Source organism: Nostoc sp. 2RC (assembly GCF_014222165.1).
Classification (GTDB): domain Bacteria; phylum Cyanobacteriota; class Cyanobacteriia; order Cyanobacteriales; family Nostocaceae; genus Nostoc; species Nostoc linckia.
This window is the reverse complement of sequence record NZ_JACKZU010000395.1, coordinates 1-7,372: the sequence shown is the minus strand read 5'-3', so window position 1 is coordinate 7,372 and position 7,372 is coordinate 1. Positions and strand designations below refer to the sequence as shown.

Below are 7,372 nucleotides of genomic sequence, written 5' to 3'. Positions count from 1 at the left end.
ATCTCCCCCATCTCCCCATCTCCTACCCTCCGGGTTCGCGCTAGTGTCTCTGAAAGAGAAGCTACATATCCCCCATGCCCCATGCCCCATACCCAATACCTTAATTGTCTATGACGACAATTCCTGGCAAGATAAAATTAGAGCTGAAGTTGATTTCAATTCCTAATTATGGGTGAAGCAAAACGTCGGAAAACCGCACTAGGGGAAACATACGGTCAAGAAACTCGCATCTTGCCTTGGGTTCCCATCAGCAAAAGTCAAGCGGAATTATTTGTAAGTTGGACTACTCGTGGTGCTTGGATAGGCATCGGTATTATGGTTACAGCATGGTTAACCATCCGTTTTATCGGCCCTGCTTTTGGTTGGTGGCAAGTAGTTGCTTGATAATGATTGAGTGTTTCTAACACTGGCTAAAATTAATGCGATCGCCTCTTGAAAGTTTTGTTCTAACATTGCTGCACTCAAAAGTTAAACTAAAACAAACAAGTTCCCATAATATCGCTGATTGTAAGGGATCGAGTTTGCAATATTTGCCTGTGGCAACCCCTCATCGTAAAATTTTCAGTTGCTATATTTTTCATACAAAAAGCCCAAGCATTGCTGCTTGAGCCTTTTCTAGATTGAACTAACTTGTACTGATTATCTAAAATTGAGCAACAGATTTAAGCTGATACTAGTGTTCGTTTTAATACTATTTCGGCAAATGAATGACACAAATCATTTTTTCTTTTGCTCCTCTGCTCAAGAACTTATGGAGCTTGCCTCAATATATCAGCATTAAAGTGAAACAGTATTACTGGTGTGTAATTACTTTAGTAACGATTGCGGTTGTAACCACCACCGCCACGGTTTCCACCACCAAAAGAACCACCTCTGTCTTCTCTGGGTTTGGCTTTATTTACTTTTAAGTCACGACCCAGCCATTCAGCACCATCAAGAGCTTCAATGGCAGCTGCTTCTTCAGCATCTGAACTCATTTCCACAAAACCAAAGCCCCGCAAACGACCTGTTTCGCGGTCTGTAGGCAACTGAACCCGCTTTACAGAACCATATTCTGCAAAAACAGCGCTCAATGCTTCTCGTGTAACTTCATAAGAGAGGTTACCTACGTAAATTGACATGAAAGATCTCCAAAATCATAGAGTATGCAGAGATTTAGATTTCGGAGAGAAGTCTGTAATACCACAAGGAAAAAGCCTGTCAATACTAAGAACAAACACTGTCGCCGAATTAATTCTCATTTCACTCACCATGATGACACATATAGTCAACTTTCCGGTGAAAAGGTTGAAAATTTTTAGAAAAATTTATGTTAACTGCCTCAGCAACCGTGTAAAGACAGAGGAGTAGGGGGGGGTGAGCGAAAAAAGGTGTGGGGAGTGTGGGAGGTGTGGGAAGTGTGGGGAGTGTGGGAGGTGTGGGAAGTATGGGAAGTGTGGGAAGTGTGGAGGGTAATTTTTTGGATACTTAGCTAGAAATCCCACACAAAATTTCGTTCACCCAGTAGGGGGTAAGAAAACTCCAAAAAATAAATTATTCCGGTTAAAGCGTTGAGTGTTGACAGTTGACTGTTAATTGTGAACCGTCAACAGTCAACAATATCAATGAAATATTTTTTACTTGCAAGCCCCTAAATAATAACATCTCAGTTAACAGTCCATAGTCAATACTGCCGCTGCCCAACAAGTAAATGTTTACTTTTGCGATCTGGATACAGTTGACATTCTACTAAAAATACTAGTATTTTTAGTAGAATAAAGCTATTATCTAGAAATAAGGAAAATTTAATACCGCCATGTTTCAGCATGGGAAAAAAAGTTTCGTGTCTTATGGTAAAGCCAGTTTTCTCCTATGGGTAGATTACAGAAAACTGAAAAATATTTATACTAAGTTTATAATTGATTAGCTGCAAGAAGATTGTCTACCTCTTTATAAGAAGTAGAGCGGTGAGAATTTCGGGACTTTTATGGGAAAACAGTAGTTTTCAGTTTATAGAAAATTACTGTTGGACAGCTTATTCGTTCTCGCCGTTTTTTATTAGAAATATCTCTCAGAATTACTTGGGAAAACACGGCTGTTTAATCCCAAAGCCTCCCCATAGGAGAAAACTAAATGATTTTGGACATAAATAAGCCGCACAAACAGGTGAAAATGACAGATTCCGTAACCAATACCCAGCTAATTAATATCGAGTTAGATTCAGTTGCAAAAACTGAGGTAGCCATGTCTGTAGTGGGCTGTGCCAACGCAGATGTCAAAAGCAAACTTGTGGCAAAAAATAGGAAGGGGAAAAAATATTTTTTTACCTCTCCTCCTTGGAAAACTTTATTAATTCCATGTTTAGTAGGTATAGGACTACTAACAGTTAGCTGTGGATCGCTGCCTAAGGAATCAGCCGAGGCACAATCTCAGAGTCCTGGTGCGCGGGGACGGGGTAATGGTGCAACACCTGTAGATGTGGCCATCGCTCGAACAGACTTATTACAAACACAACCAGAATATACAGGTAACACAACACCCTTTCGCATTGTGTCATTGCGATCGCAAGTGGAAGCCAGGTTATTATCTTTGAATTTAGATGTAGGCGATACAGTTACTAGAGGTCAGACTGTGGGGCAATTAGATGATGCCCTGTTACTAACAGCCTACAAACAAGCAGAAGCCGAACTTGCAGCCTTAAAATCAGAAGTAGTCAGGGCAAGTACTCAAGTAAGTAATGCCCGCGCTGATGTAGAACGAGCCAGACTAGAAGTGGTGCAAGCCCAGGCAGACTCGCAACGCCAACAGAAACTATTCCAAGCCGGAGCGATCGCTCAACAAGCTGCGGAACAGGCGCGTACCCAGGCGCAAACGGCTGCCCAGGCATTGCGGGCGGCTCAAGAGCAAGTGCGTACAGAACAGCAAGCCGTCGCTGCTGCTCAAGGCAGAGTCCTAGCCCAACAGGCCTTGGTTGCAGAAACCAAAGAACGTAGATCTTACGCTCGGCTGATATCTCCCATCACTGGTGTAGTTACAGAAAAAGTTACAGAACCAGGCAATCTTCTGCAAGCAGGTAGTGAAGTCTTTAAAATTGGGGACTTTAACCGCGTAAAAGTCGTGGTGCAAGTTTCCGAATTAGAACTGGCAAAAATTCAAGTCGGACAATCTGTAAAAGTCCGTTTAGATGCTTTTCCCAATGAAACATTAATTGGTAGAGTAACGCGGATTTCCCCAGCTGCCGATGCCACAGCTCGCTTGATACCTGTAGAAGTAGTAATTCCCAACAGTGATAGCAAAATTGGCAGTGGATTACTGGCGCGAGTGAATTTTGAAACCCAGACAACACAAAGGGTAGTGGTGCCGCAAACAGCAATTCAGAAACAAGCTCTTCAACAGAAAAGCAACACCGCCAACACACAAAATCAAACTGGAACTTTGTTTGTTCTCAGCGATGCAGAAGGCAAAGCAAAAGTAACAGCGCGTACTGTCACCTTAGGAAAAAGAGCTGATAGTAAAGTGGAAATTTTATCTGGCTTGCAACCAGGAGAACGCTATATTGTTCGCAGTGGTCAACCTTTAAAAGATGGAGACGCTGTACGTTTATCGATTCTTTCCGAAACAACAGAGTCAACCCCTACGGGGAATTCAAAATAAAAATTCAAAACTCCAAATCACATTTGGAGTTTTAATTTTGTATTTTTAATTGAAGCGAGGCCACAGTCATGCAGCAAGTAAAGAATGGTGGCGGATTTAGTATCAGCGCCATATCAATCCGCCAACATATTGGTACACTCATGCTTACCCTAGCAGTAATAGTAATGGGTGTATTTTTTGTCGTCAAATTACCCGTAGATTTGCTACCATCAATTACCTATCCCCGGATTGGCGTGCGTTTACAAGCACCTGGAATTTCTCCAGAGGTAGCGGTTGATGAAGTAACCAAGCCCTTAGAAGAAGCTTTTACTGCCACTGAAGGGGTAATCCAGATTTTTTCCCAAACTCGTGAGGGACAGGTGAATTTGGATTTGTACTTTCAACCAGGAGGTAATATTGACCAAGCCTTAAACGATGCCACAGCTGCCTTTAATAGAGCTAGAAGCACATTACCGGACACCATTGAAGAACCACGCTTATTCAAAGTCGATCCTTCGCAGTTACCAGTTTACGAATTAGCATTAACTTCACCGTCCTTAAAAGGCGTTGAGTTACGGGTTTTTGCCGAAGAAGAACTAGTCCGCGAACTAGGTGTTGTACCAGGAGTCGCAGGGGTAGACGTATCGGGAGGAGTTCAAGAAGAAGTCAGGGTTAATATCGATCTCAATCGGTTGCAAGCTTTGGGTGTAGGTTTAACTGATGTCCTCGATCAACTCAGAGACCGCAACGTAGATATCTCTGGGGGTCGAATTTTGGGGCCGAATTCTGAGCCATTAACCCGTACCGTTGGGCGTTTCCAAAATGCCAGTGAAATTAGCAATCTTTCTTTTGAAGTCTCTTCTCCTGCTCCTTCATCTACTTCTTCTTCATCTACCTTATCTTCGCCATCTACCGCTACTCCAAACCGTCGTGTCTATTTGCGCGACTTCGCTCAAGTCATTGATGGCTCCGAACAACAACGGATTTTTGTCTTGCTCAATGGGCAAGAAGCTGTCAAAGTCAGTATCCAAAAACAGCCGGATGCCAATACCATCAACGTTGTCGAGGGTGTGAAAAAGCGCTTGGAAGAACTGCGACAATCTGGTGTAATTCCTGAAGGAACGGTTATTACACCAACCTTGGACGAGTCGCGGTTTATCCGCAATTCTATCTCCAACGTTACTAGTTCTGGGTTGCTTGGGACAATACTAGCAGCGATCGCCGTGCTTTTATTTCTCGGATCTGTGCGGCAAACTTTCATCATCGTTCTAGCTATTCCCTTAGCAACCCTAGCTGCCATCATTTTAATGGGGCTATTTGGTTTATCTCTCAACGTTTTTAGTTTGGGTGGTTTGGCGCTGGGTGTGGGAATTGTCGTCGATAACTCCATCGTTATGTTGGAGAACATCGCCGAGGGTGCTGGGATGACTCCCGGTAAGGATAACAAAACCCGCTTGAATTCAGGTCAACTAATTGCTCAAGCAGAACAAAGTGGTCAAGAAGTAGAATCAGCTTTAATTGCTTCCACTAGTACGAACTTGGTGGCGGTATTGCCATTTTTGCTCATTGGTGGGTTTATCGCCCTACTGTTCAATGAGTTAATTCTCACCATTAGTTTTTCTGTGGCGGCTTCAATTTTGATTGCTGTTACTGTTGTGCCGATGTTGGCTTCCCGGATGTTAGCATGGCAATTTTCCAGCGGTTTGAGCAAATTTTGGTTTTTACGGGAGTTTAATAAACGTTTTGATGCCTCCACAAGAGGATACGGCAATTTTTTAGCCGGGATATTACGCTGGCGACTAGTAACAGTAGCGATCGCTATTCTAGTTTTTGGTGGTGGTAGTTTGTGGATGGCTCCCCAAATTCCCCAAGAAATTCTTCCCCGCATCAACACCGGACAAGCTAACTTAAATGCTCAGTTTCCTCCCGGTACACCTCTAGAAACTAACCGCAAAGTCATGGCTGCGGTGGATGAAATTATCCGCAATCAGCCGGAAACAGAATATATTTTCTCCACATCTGGTGGTAGTTTGTTTGGTACAAACACCAATGCCAACCCTCTACGTAGTACCGCCAATATTACCCTCAAATCAGGTACTGATGTAGAAGCCTATGTAGAAAGAGTTACCCAACAATTTAACAAACTCAATTTAGCAGGAATTCGCCTGCGTCTTTCCCCCGGACAAGTGCGGGGCTTGATTCTCAACAACTCTCCTGTACGTGGTGCTGATGTTGATGTGATAGTTCAGGGAAATAATGTAAATCTTTTAGAAGAAGCTGGTCGTCAGATACTAGCAGCCCTAGAAGAACAAGCTACTCTAGTGAGATTCCGTCCCGATGCTGACGAACGCCAACCAGAAATTCAGATTATTCCTGACTGGGAGAGGGTTTCAGCTTTGGGATTAACTACTACAGATATTGGGCAAACAATTCAAACTGCCATCGAAGGTAGCATTCCAACTCAAATCCAACGCGGCAACCGTTTAGTAGATGTGCGAGTAAAGTTGAATGAAGAGTCAGTGCAAACACCTTCTCAACTAGAGAGGTTGCCTTTGTTCGTAGAAAATAATCGCCAAGTCCGCTTGAGTGATGTTGCTAGAATTACAGAAGCTCAAGCTCCGGGAGAAGTTCAGCGAATTAATCAACGCCAGGTTTTGTTGATTGCTGGTAACTTGACTGAGGGAGCTAGCCTCAGTAACGCACTACAACAGGTAGATACAATATTAAAAAGTATAGATTTACCTGAGGGCATTAGTATTTTGCCCAGTTCGGCAGCAGAATCTAACCAGCAACTGCAAAGCTCATTGCAACTATTAGGTGGATTAGCAACCTTTTTAGTCTTTGTGGTTATGGCAGTACAATATAATTCTTTGATCGATCCCTTGGTCATTATGTTTACAATTCCTTTGGCATTAGCTGGGGGTATTTTTGGTCTTTATATTACCCAAACTGCCATTGGTGCGACGGTGATTGTCGGTGCAGTTTTGCTTGTGGGTATTGTAGTTAACAACGCCATCATCATGGTGGAATTGGCGAATCAAATTCTAGAACGAGAAAAAGTTGACCGCAAAACCGCAATTTTAAAAGCTGCTCCTCAACGCCTGCGACCAGTATTAATGACAACTATCACCACTGTTTTAGGTATGTTTCCCCTAGCATTAGGAATTGGAGAAGGCTCCGAATTTTTACAACCATTGGGTGTGGTGGTATTCTCTGGCTTGTCTTTAGCAACAATGCTGACGTTGTTTATCATCCCTTGTTTTTATACTCTGTTGCACGATTTGTTTGGTGGAAATTGGACGAAGCCAGTGTCAATCCTGTTGCGTGGATTTAAGAAAAAACTTATTTCCATCGCTGATAGGCATTAAAAACAGGACTTACGCACAGCTAACGGAAAATCGTAGACGCGGAGCGGCTTGCCGCAGGCTACCACAGAGGCGCAGAGGTCACGGAGAAATGAGAGTTTGAGAGATAGTTTGCGTAAGTCCTAAAAAATTTAAAAATTACAGCAGGAGTCAGAATGGGCTACGCCTTGCTGCGCTCAGAGAATTCAGGAGTCACAATAGTTTCTCTATTTACGTTTGAGATTTAAATTCACGCTTTTTTAATCTGCTGTAGATTTTTTTCACCCCCAAGTGCTGAAATTTAAATTAACCTGATGTGCCAACGAGATTTTTTTCGTTGGCACATTCTTTATTGGACTAGTACAACAAGCCTGCCTCCCCAATGCCCAATGCCCAATGCCCCATGCCCCATGCCC

Annotated in this window: 4 protein-coding genes; 3 read left to right on the top strand and 1 reads right to left on the bottom strand. The window is 43.1% G+C overall.

Going from position 1 to position 7,372, the window contains the following annotated elements; genetic code table 11:
- Positions 1-168 precede the first annotated feature (168 nt).
- Positions 169-384, top strand: coding sequence for a DUF2839 domain-containing protein (locus GNE10_RS29615; RefSeq protein WP_099069681.1), 216 nt, complete (start codon positions 169-171; stop codon positions 382-384).
- Positions 385-812: 428 nt separating this feature from the next.
- Here GNE10_RS29615 and GNE10_RS29610 read toward each other — a convergent pair whose 3' ends face one another.
- Entirely contained in the window at positions 813-1,121 is a 309-nt protein-coding gene (locus tag GNE10_RS29610) for an RNA-binding protein (RefSeq protein WP_099069682.1), read from the bottom strand.
- A gap of 1,030 nt (positions 1,122-2,151) precedes the next feature.
- On the opposite strand from GNE10_RS29610, the gene GNE10_RS29605 reads away from it, so the two are divergent.
- Complete coding sequence (locus GNE10_RS29605) at positions 2,152-3,633, top strand: efflux RND transporter periplasmic adaptor subunit (protein WP_397326644.1); 1,482 nt, start codon at positions 2,152-2,154, stop codon at positions 3,631-3,633.
- Positions 3,634-3,701: 68 nt separating this feature from the next.
- On the top strand, positions 3,702-6,980 hold the full coding sequence (locus GNE10_RS29600; RefSeq protein ID WP_185569298.1) for an efflux RND transporter permease subunit: 3,279 nt from the start codon (positions 3,702-3,704) through the stop codon (positions 6,978-6,980).
- The last annotated feature ends 392 nt before the right edge of the window (positions 6,981-7,372 follow it).

Excerpts from the sequence above, each read along its gene's own strand:
- GNE10_RS29610 (WP_099069682.1), bottom strand. The coding sequence starts at position 1,121 with ATGTCAATTTACGTAGGTAACCTCTCTTATGAAGTTACACGAGAAGCA.
- GNE10_RS29615 (WP_099069681.1), top strand. The coding sequence starts at position 169 with ATGGGTGAAGCAAAACGTCGGAAAACCGCACTAGGGGAAACATACGGT.
- GNE10_RS29605 (WP_397326644.1), top strand. The coding sequence starts at position 2,152 with ATGACAGATTCCGTAACCAATACCCAGCTAATTAATATCGAGTTAGAT.
- GNE10_RS29600 (WP_185569298.1), top strand. The coding sequence starts at position 3,702 with ATGCAGCAAGTAAAGAATGGTGGCGGATTTAGTATCAGCGCCATATCA.